Source organism: Mycobacterium attenuatum (assembly GCF_900566085.1).
GTDB lineage: Bacteria > Actinomycetota > Actinomycetes > Mycobacteriales > Mycobacteriaceae > Mycobacterium > Mycobacterium attenuatum.
In genome coordinates this window covers 1-19476 of sequence record NZ_UPHT01000004.1, presented here as the reverse complement: position 1 = coordinate 19476, position 19476 = coordinate 1, and the positions used below count along the sequence as shown (strand labels likewise).

23 protein-coding genes are annotated in these 19476 nt (G+C 66.2%); 12 read left to right on the top strand and 11 right to left on the bottom strand.

Annotation, left to right across the window (positions count from 1 at the left end; translation table 11 throughout):
- Positions 1–54 precede the first annotated feature (54 nt).
- Together EET13_RS00425 and EET13_RS00420 are read left to right on the top strand one after the other, a co-directional pair.
- Complete coding sequence (locus EET13_RS00425) at positions 55–555, top strand: MarR family winged helix-turn-helix transcriptional regulator (RefSeq protein WP_122440421.1); 501 nt, start codon at positions 55–57, stop codon at positions 553–555.
- Between the two features lie 41 nt (positions 556–596).
- Positions 597–1262 carry an SDR family oxidoreductase gene (locus tag EET13_RS00420; protein ID WP_122440420.1) on the top strand — a complete coding sequence of 222 codons (666 nt, stop codon included), beginning with the start codon at positions 597–599 and terminating at the stop codon, positions 1260–1262.
- A gap of 85 nt (positions 1263–1347) precedes the next feature.
- Here EET13_RS00420 and leuS read toward each other — a convergent pair whose 3' ends face one another.
- Positions 1348–4287 (bottom strand): leucine--tRNA ligase, encoded by a 2940-nt coding sequence (leuS, locus tag EET13_RS00415; protein WP_122440419.1) that lies wholly within the window; start codon positions 4285–4287, stop codon positions 1348–1350.
- 196 nt (positions 4288–4483) lie between these two features.
- Here leuS and EET13_RS00410 point away from each other — a divergent pair, with 196 nt between their 5' ends.
- The 3 genes from EET13_RS00410 (at position 4484) to EET13_RS00400 (ending at position 6957) form a co-directional block, all read left to right on the top strand.
- Positions 4484–5530 (top strand): LpqN/LpqT family lipoprotein, encoded by a 1047-nt coding sequence (locus EET13_RS00410; protein ID WP_122440418.1) that lies wholly within the window; start codon positions 4484–4486, stop codon positions 5528–5530.
- Positions 5531–5595: 65 nt separating this feature from the next.
- Positions 5596–5946 (top strand): hypothetical protein, encoded by a 351-nt coding sequence (locus EET13_RS00405; RefSeq protein WP_122440493.1) that lies wholly within the window; start codon positions 5596–5598, stop codon positions 5944–5946.
- A 21-nt stretch (positions 5947–5967) separates the two neighbouring features.
- Positions 5968–6957, top strand: a complete 990-nt coding sequence (locus EET13_RS00400) for a bile acid:sodium symporter family protein (RefSeq protein ID WP_244603709.1) — start codon at positions 5968–5970, stop codon at positions 6955–6957.
- 20 nt (positions 6958–6977) lie between these two features.
- Here EET13_RS00400 and EET13_RS00395 read toward each other — a convergent pair whose 3' ends face one another.
- Entirely contained in the window at positions 6978–7583 is a 606-nt protein-coding gene (locus EET13_RS00395; protein ID WP_122440417.1) for a YqgE/AlgH family protein, read from the bottom strand.
- Positions 7584–7727: 144 nt separating this feature from the next.
- Between EET13_RS00395 and EET13_RS00390 the strand changes: the two genes are divergently transcribed.
- Positions 7728–9014 (top strand): MFS transporter, encoded by a 1287-nt coding sequence (locus EET13_RS00390; protein WP_122440491.1) that lies wholly within the window; start codon positions 7728–7730, stop codon positions 9012–9014.
- An 11-nt stretch (positions 9015–9025) separates the two neighbouring features.
- Entirely contained in the window at positions 9026–9799 is a 774-nt protein-coding gene (locus EET13_RS00385) for a TIGR03084 family metal-binding protein (RefSeq protein WP_122440416.1), read from the top strand.
- A gap of 73 nt (positions 9800–9872) precedes the next feature.
- On the opposite strand, the gene EET13_RS00380 is transcribed toward EET13_RS00385, so the two are convergent.
- Both EET13_RS00380 and EET13_RS00375 read right to left on the bottom strand, forming a co-directional pair.
- Positions 9873–10193, bottom strand: a complete 321-nt coding sequence (locus EET13_RS00380; RefSeq protein ID WP_122440415.1) for a DUF2710 family protein — start codon at positions 10191–10193, stop codon at positions 9873–9875.
- 56 nt (positions 10194–10249) lie between these two features.
- Positions 10250–11497 (bottom strand): DUF5631 domain-containing protein, encoded by a 1248-nt coding sequence (locus tag EET13_RS00375; protein WP_122440414.1) that lies wholly within the window; start codon positions 11495–11497, stop codon positions 10250–10252.
- 79 nt (positions 11498–11576) lie between these two features.
- On the opposite strand from EET13_RS00375, the gene EET13_RS30085 reads away from it, so the two are divergent.
- A complete protein-coding gene (locus EET13_RS30085) occupies positions 11577–11720 on the top strand; it encodes a hypothetical protein (RefSeq protein WP_168990630.1) in 144 nt (47 codons plus the stop codon).
- Between the two features lie 6 nt (positions 11721–11726).
- Here the strand turns inward: EET13_RS30085 and EET13_RS00370 are convergent, their stop codons facing one another.
- The 6 genes from EET13_RS00370 to EET13_RS00345 all read right to left on the bottom strand — a co-directional run bounded on the left by EET13_RS00370 (position 11727) and on the right by EET13_RS00345 (position 15729).
- Positions 11727–12032: a DUF2694 family protein gene (locus tag EET13_RS00370; RefSeq protein WP_122440413.1), complete on the bottom strand. Its 306-nt coding sequence runs from the start codon at positions 12030–12032 to the stop codon at positions 11727–11729.
- Between the two features lie 7 nt (positions 12033–12039).
- Positions 12040–12357 carry an ESX-1 secretion-associated protein gene (locus tag EET13_RS00365; RefSeq protein WP_122440412.1) on the bottom strand — a complete coding sequence of 106 codons (318 nt, stop codon included), beginning with the start codon at positions 12355–12357 and terminating at the stop codon, positions 12040–12042.
- A 39-nt stretch (positions 12358–12396) separates the two neighbouring features.
- Complete coding sequence (locus tag EET13_RS00360) at positions 12397–13647, bottom strand: DUF4226 domain-containing protein (RefSeq protein ID WP_122440411.1); 1251 nt, start codon at positions 13645–13647, stop codon at positions 12397–12399.
- A gap of 62 nt (positions 13648–13709) precedes the next feature.
- The gene (locus tag EET13_RS00355) at positions 13710–14072 is read right to left on the bottom strand and encodes a DUF4226 domain-containing protein (RefSeq protein WP_122440410.1); all 363 of its coding nucleotides are present in this window, start codon (positions 14070–14072) and stop codon (positions 13710–13712) included.
- 50 nt (positions 14073–14122) lie between these two features.
- The gene (locus EET13_RS00350) at positions 14123–14935 is read right to left on the bottom strand and encodes a C40 family peptidase (RefSeq protein ID WP_122440409.1); all 813 of its coding nucleotides are present in this window, start codon (positions 14933–14935) and stop codon (positions 14123–14125) included.
- Complete coding sequence (locus EET13_RS00345; RefSeq protein WP_122440408.1) at positions 14932–15729, bottom strand: helix-turn-helix domain-containing protein; 798 nt, start codon at positions 15727–15729, stop codon at positions 14932–14934. The genes EET13_RS00350 and EET13_RS00345 overlap by 4 nt, the downstream gene beginning before the upstream one ends.
- Before the next feature lie 190 nt (positions 15730–15919).
- Here EET13_RS00345 and EET13_RS00340 point away from each other — a divergent pair, with 190 nt between their 5' ends.
- From EET13_RS00340 to EET13_RS00325, 4 genes are all read left to right on the top strand, one after another.
- Complete coding sequence (locus EET13_RS00340) at positions 15920–16336, top strand: WhiB family transcriptional regulator (protein WP_122440407.1); 417 nt, start codon at positions 15920–15922, stop codon at positions 16334–16336.
- An 83-nt stretch (positions 16337–16419) separates the two neighbouring features.
- Complete coding sequence (locus EET13_RS00335) at positions 16420–17802, top strand: acyl-CoA dehydrogenase family protein (RefSeq protein WP_122440406.1); 1383 nt, start codon at positions 16420–16422, stop codon at positions 17800–17802.
- A gap of 52 nt (positions 17803–17854) precedes the next feature.
- Positions 17855–18832 carry a pirin family protein gene (locus tag EET13_RS00330; protein ID WP_122440405.1) on the top strand — a complete coding sequence of 326 codons (978 nt, stop codon included), beginning with the start codon at positions 17855–17857 and terminating at the stop codon, positions 18830–18832.
- Positions 18829–19128 carry a GNAT family N-acetyltransferase gene (locus EET13_RS00325; protein WP_122440404.1) on the top strand — a complete coding sequence of 100 codons (300 nt, stop codon included), beginning with the start codon at positions 18829–18831 and terminating at the stop codon, positions 19126–19128. The genes EET13_RS00330 and EET13_RS00325 overlap by 4 nt, the downstream gene beginning before the upstream one ends.
- Before the next feature lie 7 nt (positions 19129–19135).
- Here the strand turns inward: EET13_RS00325 and EET13_RS30080 are convergent.
- Positions 19136–19476: PPW family C-terminal domain-containing PPE protein (locus EET13_RS30080; RefSeq protein WP_483237986.1), on the bottom strand; the 341-nt coding region annotated here is incomplete at its 5' end.

The window sequence follows — 19476 nt, the reverse complement described above, 5'->3', positions numbered from 1 at the left end:
ACAGTCACCACACAGGTCTTCGGCAATCGCCATGTCGGGTTAGACTGCCGACTTATGGCGGACAGCGAATCCACCGCACCCGAGGTGACGGAATTGGCGGAGGGTTTGCACCGCGCGCTGTCCAAGTTGTTCTCGATCTTGCGTCGCGGGGATCCCAACGGCGCGGTTGCCGGTGAGTTGACGCTGGCGCAGTTGTCGATTCTGGTCACCTTGCTCGATCGCGGTCCCATCAGGATGACCGACCTGGCCGCACACGAACGTGTGCGGACCCCCACCACTACCGTGGCCATCCGGCGGCTGGAAAAGATCGGGCTGGTGAAGCGTTCCCGGGACCCGTCAGATCTGCGGGCCGTTCTGGTCGACATCACCCCGCAGGGGCGGGCGGTACACGCCGAGTCACTGGCCAACCGGCATGCCGCCCTTGCCGCGATGCTCAGCCAGCTCCCCCATTCCGACCTTGACACGCTGATGAAAGCGCTGGCGCCGCTGGAACGTTTGGCCAGCGGAGAACCGGCCACTCCCACCGCGGACGATGACGCGCGCGAACAGGCGTGAAAGCAACCGACCGCCAAGCTGATTGGTAACCGCTCGAAGTCATGCCCACCGCACTCATCACCGGAGCCAGCCGCGGCATCGGCTCGGCAATTGCCACCGCCTTAGCGCCGACACACACCCTGCTGCTGGCCGGCCGGCCCTCCGAACGACTCGACGCCATTGCGGAACAGTTGGGCGCCACCACTTTTCCGATCGAGCTGGCCGATGACAGCACCATCGAGGCCAGCTGCGAAGTGGTCGACGAGCTCGACGTGTTGGTGCACAATGCCGGGTTGTCCATCCCCGGCCATGTCGCTGACTCGCACGTCGACGAGTGGCGCGCCACCTTTGCCGTCAACGTCTTTGGCGCCGTGGCAGTGACGCTGGCGCTGTTGCCGGCACTACGGCAAGCCCGCGGTCAGGTGATATTCATCAACTCCGGTGGCGGACGCAATGTTTCGCCGGGCATGGCGTCCTACTCGGCCAGTAAGTTCGCCTTGCGTGCCTTCGCCGACTCATTGCGCGCCGACGAGCCCGACTTGCGGGTTACGACGATCTTCCCCGGCCGCACCGACACCGACATGCAGCGCGAACTGGTCGAGTTCGAGGGCGGCAACTACGATCCCGCCAGATTCCTGCGGGCCGAGACGGTAGCCTCGGTGGTGGCAAACGTGGTCGCCACCCCACCGGATGGTCACGTCCACGAGGTCGTCATCCGACCTCGCTAGCGCTCTGTTCTGGCGCCGAGCGTGAATTGCATGTTGGATTTCCGATTTCCGGCGTGTCGCGTCGTGCCGTTCACATTCGGCGCCGTCAGACGACGAGATTGACCAGCCGGCCCGGGACCACAATCACCTTGCGGGGAATGGCTCCCGCCAAGAACGCACGCACCTTTTCGTCGGCCAGCGCGGCCGCTTCGATCGCCCGGTTGTCCGCCGCGGCGGCCACCACGATCCGGCCACGGACTTTGCCGTTCACCTGAACCGGGTATTCGACAGTCTCGTCCACAAGATAGGCCGGGTCCGCTTCCGGGAAGGGACCGTGCGCCAGAGAAACGGCGTGGCCCAGCCGCAGCCACAGCTCTTCGGCAAGATGCGGAGCCAACGGAGCCAGCATCAACACCAACGGCTCGACGGCCGCGCGAGGCACCGCGTCACGCTGCGCTTTGGTCAGGTGGTTGGTGTACTCGATGAGCTTGGCAACCGCGGTGTTATTGCGCAGTGCCGCGAAGTCTTCCGCCACTCCGGCGATCGTGCGGTGCAGTGCTCGCAGCGTGTCGGTGTCCAGTTCGGTCCGGTCAACCACTCGCGTCGCACCGGTGTCCTCCGCGACCACAAGTCGCCACACTCGTTGCAGAAAACGGTGAGCGCCCACAACATCCTTAGTGGCCCAAGGGCGCGAGGCTTCCAGCGGGCCCATCGACATCTCGTACACCCGCAGTGTGTCGGCGCCGTATTCGTCGCAGATCTCGTCGGGCGAAATCGAATTCTTCAGGCTCTTGCCGATTTTGCCGAATTCTTGGAAGACCTCGATCTCCCCGTCCGAACCCGGCAAGAAGAAGCAGCCGGCGCGTTCGATCACCTGATCCGCCGGCACATAGGAGCCGCGCGCGTCCGTATAGGCGAACGCCTGGATGTAGCCCTGGTTGATGAGCTTGCGGTAGGGCTCGCGTGAACTCACGTGTCCTAGGTCGTACAACACCTTGTGCCAGAACCGCGAATACAGCAAGTGCAGCACCGCATGCTCGGCTCCACCGACGTACAAGTCAACACCGCCCGGGTCGGCCGCGCCATGTTCATCGGGCCGAGGGCCCATCCAGTACGCCTCATTTTCCTTGGCGCAGAATCGCTCCGAGTTATGTGGATCGGTGTAGCGCAGTTCGTACCAGGAGCTACCCGCCCATTGCGGCATCACGTTGGTGTCGCGGCTGTACGACTTGAGGCCATCACCGAGATCCAGGTCGACATGTACCCAGTCGGTCGCCTTGGCCAGCGGCGGTGATGGCTCACTGTCGGCGTCGTCGGGATCGAACAGTACCGGTGAATAGTCCTCCACCTCAGGCAATTCCACCGGCAACGCGGCGTCGTCGAGCGCATGGGGCCGTCCGTCGCTGTCATAGACGATCGGGAACGGCTCGCCCCAGTACCGTTGCCGCGCGAAAAGCCAGTCCCGCAGCTTGAATTCGATACGGGCCCGGCCTCGGCCGTCAGACTCCAGACGGGCGGTCATGGCCTGCTTGGCGCCGCTCACGTTCATCCCGTCGAGGAAACCGGAGTTCACCAAGACGCCGTCGCCGGTATGTGCGGCTTGCGAAATATCGCCGCCGGCAATGACTTCCACTATCGGCAGACCGAACGTACGGGCGAAGTCCCAGTCGCGCTGATCGTGGCCCGGGACGGCCATGATGGCGCCGCTGCCATATCCGGCCAGCACGTAGTCGGCAATAAAGATCGGCACCGGCTTGCCGTTTGCCGGGTTGATCGCATAGCTACCCAAGAAGACACCGGTCTTGTCGCGGCTTTCCTGACGCTCCAGATCCGACTTGGCCGCGATCGCGCGGCGGTAGGCTGCGACGGCGTCGACCGGTGCGGCGGCGCCGTAGGTCCACGACGGGTTGACGTCGTCGGGCCACGCGGCGGCGGCCAATTCGTCGACCCGCTCATGTTCGGGAGCCAGCACCAGGTACGTCGCGCCGAACAACGTGTCGGGCCGGGTGGTGAAAACCTCGATGTCGACCTGCGAGCCGGCGCGGTCACCGGCCGCGATGGTCGCCGAGAACAGCGCCGCTGCGCCCGTCGAACGCCCAATCCAATTGCGCTGCATCGTCTTGACCTGTTCGGGCCAGTCCAGCGCGTCGAGGTCGTCAAGCAACCGGTCCGCGTAGGCGGTGATGCGCATCATCCATTGCCGTAGCCGCTTGCGGAACACCGGGAAATTGCCCCGGTCGCTGCGGCCGTCGGCGGTGACTTCTTCGTTGGCCAGAACGGTGCCCAGACCCGGACACCAGTTCACCATCGAATCGGCCCGGTAGACCAGCCGGTAGCTGTCGATCAGCTCGGCCCGCTCCCCCGCCGACAGCTCAGACCACGGCCGGGCGTCGTCGAGAATTCTTGCGCCAGACTCGAATTCGACAACCAGCTCGGCAATCGACCGCGCCCTATTGGCGTTGGTGTCGAACCACGCGTTGTAGATTTGCAGGAAGATCCACTGCGTCCACCTGTAGAACTCGACGTCGGTGGTCGAGAAGCTGCGGCGGCTGTCGTGCCCCAAACCCAGCCGGCCCAGCTGCCGGCGGAAGTTCACGATGTTGGCTTCGGTCCGGGTACGCGGATGTGTTCCGGTTTGCACGGCGTACTGCTCGGCGGGTAACCCGAAGGCGTCGAACCCCAATGCATGCAGAACGTTGTGGCCCGTCATGCGGTGGTAGCGGGCGAAGACGTCGGTGGCGATGTAGCCCAGCGGGTGACCGACGTGCAATCCCTCTCCGGAGGGATAGGGAAACATGTCCTGGACGAACAACTTGTCCGCGGGTACCGGCGAACCGTCCGCGGGAGCCAGCGAGCCGACCGGGTTGGGCACATTGAACGTCCCGAGCCGGGTCCAGTTTTCCTGCCAGGTCCGCTCTATCCCCGATGCCAACTCGGCGGTGTAGCGATACCGCGGCGCGTCGGATTCGGTGTCTCTGACACCGGACGGTGCACCGGTCGGTTCGCCGGATGCGCTGCCAGGCGTGGTGGTCGGCGATTCGGTCACGCCCAACAGGGTATAAGGGCGCCCCTTCGAGCCTGGCGACCAAGCCGCTGGCCACGCGTTGGTCTCGGTTGCGTTGCACCTCGGTCAGGGGTTCATCCCAGCTCGATTTCGCCCCTATTGGCGCCTCTAAGAATTCGTTAAATTCAGCCTCGATGACGGGCAGTGACGCCCGAGTAGTTCGGAGGGACCGACGCACATGATCCACATCGCGCGTACCTGGCGGGTTTTCGCAGGGGGTATGGCCGCTGGCTTCGTCGGTGTCGCGCTCATCGCGGGGGGCAAGGCATCGGCCGAACCGCTGTTTCCCCAACCGCCACTGCCCGCGCCGGTGCAACCGGCTGCGCCGCCCGTCCAGAACCTCACCGCGGTCCCCGGCGGTGTCAGCAACCGGTTCGCCCCGGCTCCCGCACAGGCATCGGCGCCCGCCCCGGTGGTGTCCGCGCTACCCCCGGCGGCGGTGACGCCCATGCCGCCTGCGGCGGCCCCCGCACCCCCGGCGGTGACGGCCATGCCGCCGGCGGTGACGCCCGCTGCAACCGGGACGCTGCGGGAATTCCTGCAGGGCAAGGGGGTCAAGTTCGAGCCGCAGCGATCGCAGGGGTTCAAGGCACTCGACATCACGCTGCCGATGCCGCCGCGCTGGACTGCCGTGCCCGACCCGAACGTGCCCGATGCTTTCCTGGTGATCGCCGACCGGGTCGGCGGTAACAGCATCTACACCTCCAATGCACAAGTAGTGGTCTACAAGCTGGTCGGCGACTTCGACCCGGCTGAGGCAATGACGCACGGCTTCGTTGACAGCCAGAAGCTGCTGGCCTGGCGGACGACCAACTCGTCCATGGCCGACTTCAACGGCTTTCCGTCGTCGATCATCGAGGGTACGTATCGCGAAAACGACATGACCCTCAACACCTCGCGTCGCCATGTGCTGGCGACCTCCGGGGCCGACAGGTACCTGGTGTCGTTGTCGGTGACCACCGCCGCAGCGCAGGCAATTGCCGATGCGCCGGCCACCGACGCGATCGTCAACGGATTCCGGTTGGCGTTACCGACGGCAGCCGGTCAGCTGCCCCCGCGGGCTGGGGCATCGGGCGCGCCGCAGCTGCCGGCCCAGGCCCCGGTCACCCGGTCGGCGCCGGCTGGGGTACCCGCGCCCAGCCTCAACCCCGCGACGCAAACCCTGCCCAGTGTGGCGCCGGCGCTGCCGCCGCTGGTCACCCCGACACCGTCGCCGTCGCGCTAGGCGTGTACAAGCCCTTCGAGGGAGCAGGCCGGACGAACGCGCGGACGTACTCGTATCGTGAGCCCATGGTTATCGCAGGTGTCCTGTGCCTATGTGCGGCGGTAGCCTCCGCCGCCTTCGGAGTCTGGTCACTGTCCCAGGGCCACGCCGGTGATCCGACCCAGCTGGCGCTGCGTGCGATGGCACCCACTCAATTCGCGGCCGCGGTCATGCTGGCAGCCGGAGGGGTGGTGGCGCTTGCGGCGTCCGCATCCACCGCGCTGGTGGTCGTGATCGTCTGCGTGGCCGGCGCATTGGGCACGCTGGCCGCCGGATCGTGGCAGAGTGCGCGCTACGCGCTGCGCCGTGAAGCTGCCGGACCCGATGTGGCTGATTGCGGCGGCAGCTGCGCTGGCTGCACTTTGTCCTGTCGGTAACGCCCTGGGTCGGACGGCACCTTGAGAAGGTTCACCATCCAGGTCGACCCGCTGCTCCCGTTGGTCCTGTGCAGCATGGTGATCGCCACGCTTGTGCCGGCGCGCGGTGCGGCCGCCGACATCCTGTCCATAGGCACCAAAGTGGCGGTCGCATCGCTGTTTTTTCTGCACGGCGCCCGGCTGTCGCCGGAGCATGTGTGGAACGGGATACGTCAATGGCAGCTGCATCTGATGGTGTTAGCCGCCACGTTCGTGATCTTTCCAGTTCTCGGAGCCGTCGCGAGCGCATGGATTGGCCCGTGGCTCGGCCCCGACTTGCGCAACGGGCTGCTCTATATGTGCCTTGTCCCGTCGGCCATGCAGTCCTCGATAGCCATCACCTCGGTAGCTCGCGGCAATGTGCCGGCTGCCGTAATTGGCGCATCGTTGTCCAACATTCTTGGGGTGCTGTTCGCACCGCTGCTGGTGATGCTATTGATGGACACCACGGACGCGGCTGGCGTAAATGGTGCCGGCATCCGCGCCATCGTGTTCGAACTGTTGGTGCCCTTTCTGGTGGGCCAACTGGCTCGGCCGTGGATCACCGAACTGCTCGTCCGCCGGGCCAGTGTGCTCAAACGGGTGGACCGCGGAGTCATTTTGCTCTTGGTGTATTCGGCGTACTCGATCGCCGTAGTGGAGGGCATCTGGGGTCGGGTCGATACCTGGCGGCTCGTTGCGGTGACAGCCACAGCTGGTGTGCTGCTGACCGCGATACTGTTGAGCACCGCGACGCTGGGCCGGCTTGCCGAACTCGACTCGGCCGATGCGGCCGTATTGATGTTCTGCGGTTCGATCAAAGGCCTGTCGCCGGGTTTGTCGATGGCGCTGGTGCTGTTTCCCGCCACCGCCGTTCCGTTGACCATGCTGCCGCTGATGCTCTACTACCAGCTTCAGCTGATCGTCTGCGCCCTGATTGCCAGCCGGCTCGGGCAGGCCCGACAGGCTGACCCGAGCGCATTCCCGCATTGACCGGTGCAGCCGGCCGGTACCTAGTTGCGGCTGAGGTCGATCGGGTGGGTGGCGAGCAGGGCAAGCGGCAACGGCTGCCGTCGCAGTACTTGGCCCCACAAGTCGGTCCTGGGCGGAACCAAAACGTCAGAAGGCAACGCCGACAACACAATCCAGTCGTCGCGTTCGATTTCGCCTTCCAGCTGACCGATCGTCCAGCCCGAGTACCCGGCGAAGATTCGCACACCTTCGACCACCGGTGCGATCAGGTCGGGATCGGCGTCCAGATCGACCATCGCCAAGCGGCCCGCAACATGCCGCAGGCCCGGCGCCTCGTCCGGATCGGCGCCCGCCCGCAGCACCGCCAGGCACAGCGCAGCGTCGCGCTTCACCGGGCCGCCGATGAACATCGTCTTTGGCTTGGCGGCGAGTTTGGCCCACTGCGGCAATACGTTGTAAACCGCCGTCTCGCTGGGCCGGTTGAGCACCACGCCCAAGGTGCCGCCTTCGTTGTGCTCGACGATATAGATGACGCTGCGGCGAAACGTCGGCTCCAGCAGGTCGGTGTTAGCCAGCAGCAAAGTACCCGCTCGCACCCGTTGTGCGGCGGGTGCAATGTAGTCCTCGGGGTCTTCCTGCGCAGCCACGAAACCATCATCGCACTCACCACAGCATCGTCAGTCCAAACAAACACGGTCGGCAGATATTTGTACTGTGGTCGGGTCGGCACAGCGCGCAACCTGCATTGCCTGTGCCCGATCCTGGAAGTAGGTTCTGTGACTCGCAGCCAGATGCAAACCCGCGCTCCCGTCGAACTTTGGCGTTCGGTACGCGATCTGCCCGACTTTTGCCGGCTGCTGCAGTTGCGCATGGCCAGTCATTTCGGTGATGGCATCTTCCAGGCAGGGCTGGCCGGTGCACTGCTGTTCAATCCCGATCGTGCCACCGATCCGATGGCGATTGCCCGAGCCTTCGCGGTGCTGTTCCTGCCGTATTCGCTGTTGGGACCGTTCGCCGGGGCCCTGATGGACCGCTGGGATCGGCGGCTGGTGCTCGTCGGCGCCAACATCGGCCGGCTGGCCTTCATTGCCGGGATCGGCACGATTCTGGCGGTCGGGGGCGGCGATCTGCTGCTCCTGTGCGGAGCGCTTTTGGCCAACGGTTTGGCCCGGTTCGTCGCGTCGGGGCTGTCGGCAGCATTGCCCCACGTGGTGCCGCGCGAACAGGTGGTCACGATGAACTCGGTGGCCAGCGCATCGGGTGCGGTCGCCGCGTTTCTGGGCGCCAACTTCATGCTGTTGCCCCGCTGGCTGGCCGGCGACGGCGACCATGGTGCCGCGGTAGTCGTCTTCACGGTTCTGGTTCCGGTATTGATCGCGTTGCTGTTGTCAATGCGGTTCGGCCCACGGGTGCTTGGCCCCGACGACACCAAGCGCGCGGTCCATGGGTCGGTCGTGTATCTGGTGGTCACGGGCTGGCTGCACGGTGTCCGGACGGTTGTGCAGCAGCCGACGGTTGCCGCCGCCTTGTCGGGGTTGGCGGCACACCGGATGGTGGTCGGCATCAACTCACTGCTGATCTTGCTACTGGTGCATCACATGAAGAATGCGGAAGTCGAAGGGTTTGGTACCGCCCTGCTGTTCTTCGCCGCCACGGGATTGGGGGCCTTCCTGGCCAACGTATTGACACCGGTACTGATACGGCGATGGGGCCGCTATGCGACGGCCAACGGCGCCCTATTGGCGGCGGCGATCATCGAGGTAGCCGGTGCGGGCTTGGTGCTCCCGATCATGGTGGCGTGTGGGTTCCTGCTCGGCGTCGCCGGTCAAGTGGTCAAGCTGTCTGCCGACTCCGCGATGCAGATCGACGTCGATGACGCGTTGCGCGGTCACGTGTTCGCCGTCCAGGATGCGTTGTTCTGGGTGTCCTACATCGCGTCGGTTACGGTGGCAGCGGCCTTGGTTCCCGCTGACGGGCACGCACCGGTATTCGTATTGTTCGGCTCGGTGATCTATCTGATCGGATTGGCGATTCATGGCATCGTCGGCCGACGGGGCCGGCCGGCGAACGGCGATTGAGGGAGGCACTGATGGCAGGTCCGGGTCCGATCGTCGCTGACCTGCGGGCTGAAAGCGACGACCTCGACGCCCTCGTGGCGCCGCTGGCGCCGCAGCGATGGGCTGAGCTGACGCCCGCAGCCGGCTGGACCATTGCACACCAGATCGGTCACCTGTTGTGGACCGACCAGGTGGCGCTGACTGCGGTCACCGACGAGACCGGATTCGCCGACGTGCTCGCCAAGGCGGCGGCCGATCCGGCAGGTTTCGTGGACGCCGGCGCCGAAGAATTGGCGGCCCGGCCGCCGGGGGAGTTGTTGGGGGAGTGGCGGGTCACCCGCGGCCAATTGCACGACGAGCTGCTGAAGGTTCCCGACGGCCGCAAACTGCCGTGGTTCGGCCCGCCGATGAGCGCGGCTTCGATGGCGACCGCGCGGTTGATGGAGACCTGGGCACATGGACTGGACGTCGCCGACGCCCTCGGTGTCACTCGCCCCGCCACCCAGCGGCTGCGCTCGATCGCCCATCTCGGTGTCCGCACCCGTGATTACGCGTTCTTCGTCAACGATCTCGCACCCCCGGCCGAGCCGTTCCGGGTCGAGTTACATGGCCCCGACGGAGACACCTGGTCCTGGGGGCCGGCCGATGCGGCGCAGCGTGTCACCGGATCCGCCGAGCATTTCTGTTTCCTGGTCACGCAGCGGCGGGCATTAGGCACCCTCGATCTCACCGCAACCGGGGAGGACGCGCAGCGGTGGCTGACGATCGCGCAAGCGTTTGCTGGCCCTCCCGGCCGCGGGCGATGAACGCGCGCTAGCGCTAGCAGCTAGCGCCACCACCGAGCCGCGGCACGGTGCGGCGTCAGGGCCAAGCGGGCGCTTAATGCAATGAGCCGCCGTATCGCGCCCGGTTCTCGGCCTCCGCTTCCTCGCGCACTGCGGCGATCGCCAGATTCAATCTGTCGGCCAGTTCCGCGTGCGAATAGCCGGTCATGACACCCGGATGCAACGTCAACCCGAGTAGTCGACCATCCGAATTGGCAACGGCGTGAACATCTCCCAGATCCACGCTGTAGGTGACGTTCTCGGCCTGCTCGACAAGCGCTTCCCACTTGTCGGCTGCCTCGCTGAGCTCCCGAAGAACTGATTCGACGAGGTCTTTGTCGCTCAGTTCCGCGCGATCACCAGACCCCGGCACCAGGTCAGTATGTCGACGGCTCCAACCAGCGTCAATTCAAGCGGCGGGTTGTCGACCGGTTACGCGCTGAGTTCTCGGAACCAGGCGAGGTGATAGTTGGCCGACACCGCGTCTCCGGTAACACTGCTTTCGGTGGCGGCCAACAACATACAGTTGAGCAACAACGCGGGATCGACACTCGGGTACTGGGCCACGATTCCGTGGCGCGCAGTATCGAGATGCACTCGTAGCAGGTCGATTTCGTCGTCGGCGACCCCGGTTTCGGCAACGGCGGCGTTGGCCAGCAGGTGTGCGATCCGCGGCAATCCGTCGCGCCAGCGAGTGGCCTCGGCGAGTTCCGATCCCAGGGTGTCGGACATCGGCAATTCGCGCGGCTGGGGCGAGGATCTCGTCGTAGCGAAGTCGCTTGTCCACGCCAACATGTCACCGGGGCGATAGGTTGCCACGCGCACGGTGGAGCCGATCAGCGTGGTGACACCGCCGCTGCGGCGCTTCGGCTCCAGCAGCTGCACACCTTCGGGAAGCATGACCCCGGGGGGTAGCCAACCGTGGGCCAGGTCTGTCACCAGCACCGTCATGCCGTCCACGCGCTGGCCGACGGCCCAGTTCAGCCGCGGTTCCTGGCGAGCCACGAAGGTTAGTAGCCGCTGCACTCGTTCGTCGTCGGACTCCGGCGCAACCACATCCGGCATTGGCACCGCGGGCTCCGCCGCAGCGACCTCAGCTTCGGGAGGTCCGACCGTCGTGGCGGCTGGCGAGTCTCGTTCCTGCTCGTCGATCGCCGGTTCCTCGTCCGTCGTGGGCTCCCTGACGGCAGGAAGCACCCGGGTCCTCTCCAGGTCGCTGGGTGCGCCCGGTGCGTGGTCGTTGATGGCTTCCTTGATGGCTGGCAGCACCTGGGTCCTGTCCAGATCCGGTGCCGCGGATACCGTCGGACGCGGTGCAGCCGGCGGCGCACCGTCCGCGCGCAGTTGACGCAATGTGGACTCGACCCGTCGCATCGCCCTTTGGCGCGCCTCGTCGATCACCGCGGTTTCCGCCGCGCGTCGCGCCGAGTCAAGCATCACCGTTAGCCACAGGGTCCGCAGTTCTTCGTTGGCCGATCTGGCGATCCGGTCTAAGTCGGCTTTCAGATACTCTGCCAGCGCGGCTGTTTCGGCGTCATTCGGCGAGAGTTGGGCGGGCCAGAGCCCCCCGATCACCCAGGGGGTGCAATCGGGGGGAGAGCTGAAAGCCGGAATTGTCAGGGATTCCTCGGTCGCTCTCCGCAGGCGCTGGCGCGCCGTCCGCCTGCCGAAGATCGCCACCGGCTAAGCGTACCGGGGCTGCTAGAGCCGCAGCAGATGGTGAATTGTGCCGTCCTCTTGGTCTGGGTAGCGTAAAGCCATGGCCGATTCTGCGCTGCAGCAGCAACTCGACGAGGTTCGTGTCTTGTTACGCCGCGCGCGAGAATTGTTTGGCGCCAACCCTATTGAGCCGCCCACCGACATCGCGCCGGATCCCGACACCGCCAAGACCTGGATGCGCTAGAGCTCCTCAGCGGCGGCGGCGCCGCAGTTGATGCGCCAGTAGCTTCTCGATCGCAGAGTCAAGATCCTGATTTGTCGGTACACCAGCCGACGGCGTATGACCGGCCGCGATGATCTCATCACGGACCTCCAGTAACGCCTTCAGACAGGAGACATCGGCGGTGAGCACGATGCCCTCGGCCAGCGTCTCCGCGTCGGTATCCATCGCGCCCTCGCTCAGCGCCACGCTGTGCAGGCACCCGCCGCGGCAGGAGCGGACCAGGATGTGGCCGCTGGGGTGCACGGTATCGAAGGCAGGATTGGCGTCGGTCATCGACCTGTCATCGGTCGGTGTCGAAGACGCTGCTGAAGTCGCTCGCCGCGCTGTGTTCGTGCTGTTCCCACATGGCCGCCGAGGTCTTCAGGCTCTGCGCAATGTCGGCATGGTCATCGGCTTGCTGCTCGTAGCACTGGCGGCGCAACTCGAGCAGTTCCCGGCCGGCGCCGCGAAGTTCACCAAAAATCGGTCCGAGTGATTCCAGACTCTCCAGGATCGCCTCATGTGACGACGGCACCGTACGCAGGTACTCGGAGGTCTGCTGGTGACGGGCAGCGGCTTCACGTAAGTGCGCCGGCACCACATGGATTTGATCTGCCATCCGCGTCTCCTTTTGTGGCCAGCGATGAGGCCGGCGGGGTCAGTATTGCGAAGCGGCCGACGGCGCCGCCGGCCGGGTCGGTGTCGGTGCGCCGGTCCTGGCCGGCGCGGTCGTGGTCGCCGATGCGGGCGGGTGCTCCCAGCCTAAGAAGCTTGGCCCGGCGATGCTGGAGACCTGCTGAATCTGACCATCGAGCAGAGCTTTGCCGCGGCCGAGTGCAAGCACATATCGGTCGACGAAGCGGCCGACGTCTCCGGGTTCGAGTCGCGACGGATCCAGCGGGCCAGCGACCTTCGTGCCCAGCGGCGGGAGGTCAATTCCCTGCTGCTGGAACGCATCTGGGATAGGCACTCCATAGGCGGCGGCCTTGATGGCAGCGGCCAGTTGCGGGTTGGCGGCGGTCACCAGCTCGCCGTTAGGCAGGGTGACGGTCGTCGGGCCCACCGGTGGCTGTTCCGGATTGTCCGATGGCTCGGTGCGGTCGGTGTCGTCCTTGCCTTCACCGTCTTCGCCGTGGCCCTCGGTGTCGTGGTCGGTTTGGTCGGCGCCCAGCTGATGTTCGTCGCCGTCCGCGAATGCTGGTTCAGAGCCCCGGCGCGCTCCCGACAGCGGGAAGTCGCCTGGTGAGCTCCAACCGAGGCCGGGCATCGGCGCGGTTGTACCGCTGGGCGATCCCGGCAACGGCAGGCCGCCAAGGCTGGGCATGCCGGGCGTCGTCGGCGGTGCCGGGGATCCGCCGCCTGCCGGCGGGGAATCCCCTGCCGGCAGACCCGGGTCGTCATACAACAGTGAATCGAGAAGGGCATCGTCGGGCAGCAGATCCGTCTGCCCGCCGGCACCCTGAGCGGTCACACTCGCGGGGGCCGCCGCCGGGCTGCTCCCGCCCGCGTCCTTCGACGCGTTGTACAGCGCCGTCCATGCAGCCATCAGGGCCGCCTTGGACGTGTCGTCGAGGCTGGCGTTGGCGACAACTTCACGGATATCCCTGAGCTTGCCGATCAGGAACCGCTGAAAGTCGCGGGCTCCGGCCGGCGTGTCGAGATCCGATCGGGTCTGAACCGCTGCTTCCGTCTCCTGCTGAAGTTTGTCGAGCGCGTCTCGACCGTCGACCGCCGTCAGGTGCGCGTTCAGGATCGCCGAAATCACCTGCAGATCGAGTTGCGAGCTTGCTGAATTCTGCTGTGCCAGAGCGGCTTCCGCACCTGCGATAGCACTGGCGGCAGCTCGGCCGCCATCCGGTGGTGGGGATGCAGATTCGACGCGCTGCACGTGATCCCGCGACCCTGCCATGCCGCGTGACAGTACCCAGGTGCTCGAGTGCCCACAATTCACCTCGGGTCGGCGGAGGCCGGCTAACCCGCGGACCCGCCATATCGCGCCAGGAGCCGAGCCAGCACAGCGCTTTTGCTGCGATCCAGCTCATGGGCGTCGGCCACGATCGCCGCGATCTCGCGTTGCTTGGTAAGCAGAAACTTCTGAAACTCCCGGGCTCCCATCGAAGTATCGACGGCCACTTCGTCCTGGCCTGACACCGCACGCTCGATGTCGCGCGCAATCGTGTCCAGCCGGCGAACACTCTCCCGCATCGCGGTGTGCGCGCTGGCCAGTGCCTCGGCCAGCACGCGATCCGCCTCGGCAATCCCTTCGTAATGCCGACCCAGGGCCGCCTGCCGTGCCGCGATGGCATCCAACGAGGATCCCGCTTGCTCCGACATGGGTTCAACCTTCCCATCCGGCCCGAGCTCGCCGGGCGGTAATCGGCCGTTCAAAGTGGTCTACGGATCTGCACGTTGCCGCCCAACCGACTGATGCGCACCAAAGCGCCCGAGTACGGTGCCTCGACAACCAGGTTGTTGCCAATCGCCATTTGCACGTGTCCCGGATGCGGGAAGACGAGATCACCGGGCCGCACCTGCGAACGCGGCACCGCAACCCCGTCGTGGATCTGTTGATAGGTCGTGCGGTCCAGGTGAACACCCGCCTGCGCGTAGGCCCACTGCACCAGACCGGAGCAGTCGAAGCGGTCGGGCCCCGTTGCGCCCCACACATAGGGGCAGCCCAGCCGGGACAGCGCCGCCCGCACGGCGATTCCGGCCGGGCCGTGCAGTGACCCGCCGCCGTGATGCGATATCCGGTAGCGCAGCGCACGCAGCGCCGCGCGATGCCGACGCGCCCGTCGGCTGGCTGACAAGATATGTGCTCGTTGGGCACGCAATCGCGCCACGCGACGGCGGATCTCTTCACGCTGAGCTAGTGGCGTCGCCGAGAGCACCGCGGCATCCGCATGCGCCTGCTCGACGACGTCGCCGGTCGACCGGCGAGCCCGCTCCCGGTCGCGTTGGGCGTCGGCGATGACCGCGGCAACTTCGGCGTCGGTGTGAGCCGCAGCCAGCAGGGCTTCCCGGCCATGATCTACCCGGAGCTGGTAACGACCTTGCACCACAGCATTGTTGAACTGCGCGGCGCGTCGCAGCAGCTGCTCGTACGATGCGGTACCGGCGTCCAGCGCAGGCGGGCGGCTGCTGCCGTCGAAAAGCTGATGGGCGCGGCGCAACACCTCGATTTCGGTCTGACTCACGGGTCTTGGCCACCGCCGTCTGGGTCGGGTTGGTCGGGTTCCACCGCCTCGTCAGCCGCCGACGCGTCCACGAAGGCCCGGACGCGGGGCAGCGCTCCCGCGGGGATGACTCCCCTATTGCGGATATCCCACATTTCGTCGATGCTCACTCCGATCAGCGCGGCGATGACGGCTTCCGGCAGGGGTGAGCGCGCACATGCCCGATCGAATCGCGCGCTCAAGCTGGTCGACATCCGCTCCAGTAGCGTGCTGCGCATTGCCTCGAGCGCCTGCAGATGTTGCATGAGCCGGCCGCTGGATTCCGAACCGGCATTGACAGCCACCCGCCAGGAGCTTGCTGCCAGCATTTCCGCCTTCACGCATTGCGCGACCACGGACAGAATATACGTCTCGTATTCATTTGATGTTGTCGCCGGCAGTCTATCGATGACGGATCTGAGGGTGTCGAGCTGGGCTTCGGCGTAGCCCTCGAGCACATCGGTGTCACTGTGACGATCGACCACCACGGCGCCGGCCCGTCGCGGCGAGGTTGCCGCCGGTGGCTGCGCGGCCATAAGCCGCGCGAGCTCGGCATCGGGGTCGGCGGCGACCAGCAGCCGAGAATAGGTGCCGGGCGGCAGACCGAGGCCGTTTTCGACCTTCTGAACTGTGCCTTTGTGTGGCTTACGAGCGCCACGCTCCAAATAGCTGAGGCCCATGATGCTCACGCCCGTGGCGGCGGCCAGCTCAGCCAGCGACCAATCGCGCGACTCGCGCAATGCACGGATGGCCGCGCCGGCCGATTCACGGCTCACCGCAGGCTCCGGCCATAGCCGGATAGTACACACCACCGACCACATACGCTTCTATATACGTTTTTGTCACGTTTCGCTTGCGGGGCGGCCCGCATTGTGTATACGCTTTTGCCTACGTTTCGTCGGATAAGGAGACTCAGACATGGCTAACGACATCGCTGTAGACATCGCTAGGTACCCGACCAAGCACATGGCCAGCCCGTGCACCGCCAACCCGGAACTGTGGTTCGGCTACCCCGACGACGACGCCGGCGACGGCGCGGCAAAGGCCCGCGCCTACGAGCGGTCGGCCACCGAAGCCCGGATTCAGTGCCTGCGCCGGTGCCCGCTGGCGCAGCAGCGGCTATGCGCACAACGGGCGGTCAAGTATCGCGAGGAGTACGGCGTATGGGCCGGCGTCAAGCTTCCCGGCGGCCAATACCGCAAGCGGGCGCAACTTGCTCAGGCTCACGAGGTGTTGCGGCGGATCGCCGCCGGTGAGATCAATGCCCGGCAGCTCCCGGAAAACGCTGATCTGCTGGCGCGCAGCGAACACGACGCCACGCCGGTGACCGCACTCGTAGTGCACCTGCCGTCGGCACATGTCGGGCCCCGCTCCGCGGCGTAACGCACGACGACGGCGGTCAGTTTGCTGAGTCGGCTTTCGGGGTAGATCCGGGTAACCGAGATGATCGACTCCGAGGGCGCCCCATGACGTTCGACCTGACACCCACCGCGGCACAACACGATCTGGCCCGGCGCACCCATGAGTTCGCCAACGAGGTGATCCGCCCGGTCGCGTTGGACTACGACCAGCGCCAGGAGTTCCCCTGGCCGGTGCTCGAGGAAGCCGCCAAGCGCGGCTTCTACAGCCCGCTGTTCTACCGCGACTTGATCGGCGACCCGACGGGCCTGTCGCTGCCGATGTTCATGGAGGAGCTGTTTTGGGGCTGCGCCGGAATCGGCCTGGCTATCGTCATGCCCGCACTGGCACTGTCGGCCATCGGTCAGGCCGCCTCGCCAGAGCAGATGCTGCGGTGGGCGCCGGAATGTTTCGGCACGCCGGGTGATATCAAACTCGCCGCGCTGGCGATATCAGAACCCGAAGGCGGCAGCGACGTCCGCAACCTGCGCACCCGCGCCCGCCGCGATGGCGACGACTGGGTCATTGACGGCCACAAGATGTGGATCGGCAACGGCGGCATCGCCAACGTGCATGTGGTCAACGCCGTCGTCGACGAGGAACTTGGTCACCGGGGTCAGGCGCTCTTCGTGGTTGCGGGCGGCACACCCGGGCTGGAATTGGTGCGAAAGCTCGACAAGCTGGGTTGCCGGGCTTCGCACACCGCCGAGTTACGATTCAACGGCGTCCGGGTCCCAGGCGCCAATCTGCTTGGCGGGCAGGAAAAGTTGGAGCGCAAACTTGCCAAAGCGCGCGAAGTCGTGGCGGGCGGGAAACGCTCGGGTTCGGCAACATTGGGCACTTTCGAGCAGACGCGGCCGATGGTCGCCGCACAGGCGATCGGGATCGCCCGCGCGGCTTTGGAATATGCGACGGCGTATGCCACCGAGCGGGAAGCGTTCGGCGGACCCATCATCGATAACCAGGGCATAGCGTTTCCGTTGGCGGACTTGGCAACTCAGATCGACGCCGCGCGGCTATTGACGTGGCGCGCCTCCTGGATGGCCGCCAACGGCGTACCTTTCGAACGCGGCGAAGGCTCGATGTCCAAGCTTGCGGCCAGCGAGGTCGCCGTCAAGGCCACCGAACGCGCCATTCAAACCATGGGCGGCTGGGGCTACATCACCGATCATCCGGTCGAGAAGTGGTACCGAGATGCCAAGCTGTACACGATCTTTGAAGGCACCAGCGAAATCCAGCGGATGGTCATCTCGAATGCGCTAGGCGCTGCCGCGGGCACTCCGCCGTTGCATGTGGTGCTGGAGCCGTCCGGCGGACCGCTGAACCGGATCTTCGGCCGGGGCACCCCCCTGAGGTCCCGGGCCGCCGACGCCGCGCTGTCGATGCAAGACCGGGTCCCCGAGCCGGTGATGCGGGCGGCCATGAAGGTGCTGCGGCCGCCGGGCAGGTGAGCCGGCGTAGGGTCGCGGTATCGGACCGGACAGCGCACGATCAAGGGGACCGATGAGCAACCTCGAAACCACGCCTGCTGAATTCGCCTGCAGTGCTTCGCAGATTGCGGGTATCGAGGTGCTGCGTCCGCGCGAGGTTCCGCTAGGCGGCCCCCGGGCGATCCGGGTGCAGCGCACGCTTCCGCAGCGGCAGCGCTCGCTGATCGGCGCGTGGTGCTTTGTCGACCATTACGGTCCGGTGTCCGGACCCGCCGCGCGCATGGACGTCGCACCCCATCCGCATACCGGATTGCAAACGGTGAGCTGGTTGTTCAGCGGGGACGTGGAGCACCGCGACAGCGCCGGGGTGCACGCGCGGGTGCGGCCCGGCCAACTGAATCTGATGACGGCAGGCGCGGGCATCTGCCACTCCGAAGTCTCCGTCGGATCCGGTGTGCTGCACGGCGCCCAATTGTGGGTGGCGCTTCCCGACTCCGCTCGTCACACCGGGCGAGATTTCGCGCACTACGCGCCCGCACCGGTGTGGCTGCCGGGTGCGGCGGTGCGGGTGTTTCTCGGCGAGCTCGCTGACAGCCGGTCGCCGGTAGAGACATTCACCGCACTGGTCGGCGCCCAAATCGATCTGGAACCCCACGCCGCGCTGGACCTCGACGTCGACCCGGCGTTCGAGCACGGGGTGCTCTGCGACGTCGGTGACATAGAGCTGGGTGGCACCGCTCTTACGGTCGGCGACCTGGGCTATCAAGGTCCGGGTGGCACCAACCTGCGCCTGCGCAACGCCGGGCCACGACCCGGCCGCGTGCTACTGCTCGGCGGCACGCCGTTCACCGAGGAATTGGTGATGTGGTGGAACTTCGTCGGGCGCAGCCACGACGAGATCGTCACCTATCGGCAGTTGTGGCTCGACGGCGACGAACGATTCGGCGCCGTCCGCGGATACCAGGGCCGGGTCCCTCGGCTACCCGCCCCGCCACTGCCGAACACCCGCCTGCTTCCCAGACCGATATCCGACCGGAGGGAAACCGGATGACTGCCGACAACACCGGCGCAGAAGCCACGATCACCGCGGAGGAGGGCCGGTACACGATCGCGGTCGAGGGTAAGACGGTCGGCTTCGCCACCTACCTCGACCGCGGCAACCAGCGCGTCTTCGACCACACCGAAGTCGACCCCAGGTTCGGTGGACGTGGGCTGGCGACTCTGCTCGTCGAGCAGGCCCTGGAACGGGCGCGAGCCGACGGCAAGCGCATCGTCCCGGTCTGCTCAATGGTCGTCACCGTGCTCAAGAAGCACCCGGAATACGCCGACATCACCGACCCGGTCTAGGTGAGGTCTAGGTGCGCGCGGCTGACCCGTGGGGGTCCCAGGTGCCCGGCAGCATCGGGGTGGTCGGACCGCGGTCGAAGCCAGCCGACAGCGTGGTCAATCCAGTCGCGTCGGCATTGCCCTTGACCGCGGTGCCGCCGAAGCCGATCTCACCGGCCCCGCGGCTCGATGCGGCGGCACGCAGATCTGCGGCGTCATCAACCGGGTCGCGGTCGGCCTCACCATCCAGATCCATTAACTCGTCGCCATACTGACGCTGCGGCTCCGGCGCCTTGCTTCGACGGCGGGTTCGGCGTGTCGCGCCCGCGGGAATGGCCGCGGCCGGCGCGGCGACGCCGACCGCCGGCG